General features: G+C 37.8%; 1 pseudogene. It reads right to left on the reverse strand.

Going from position 1 to position 357, the window contains the following annotated elements:
- Window positions 1-16: 16 nt before the first annotated feature.
- Window positions 17-357, reverse strand: a pseudogene (locus tag FFR48_RS28555) (IS5/IS1182 family transposase); the annotation flags it as partial.

Consider the following 357-nt stretch of genomic DNA (forward strand, 5'->3'; position numbering starts at 1 on the left):
GCGCTCAGTGCATCGCATGAACCGATTCAGGATAATATCCGGTGTAATTTTTGTAGGCTTCTACTTGAGATTTTAAGTCTCCTGATTCATTAAAGTTATCCCAACTAATATTGTCTAAAAATACATAACCATTGAAATAACTAGCGGAAAACTTTGCCCCAAATTCCGTGTTTTTAGCGGCTTTACCACGGACTATCGGACGAATATGTGGTTGACTTAAACTGACAATCCTGTCTTCTATACTCCGTTTTTCATGTTCATATAACCATAGTTGTTGACGATAAACTTCTGCCACTACTAGCAACATTTTATATTGTCTGTTGCTCAATTCTAAGAGTGACGCACCCGCATTCATTA

Source organism: Sphaerospermopsis reniformis, from assembly GCF_005402885.1.
GTDB classification, from domain to species: domain Bacteria; phylum Cyanobacteriota; class Cyanobacteriia; order Cyanobacteriales; family Nostocaceae; genus Sphaerospermopsis; species Sphaerospermopsis kisseleviana.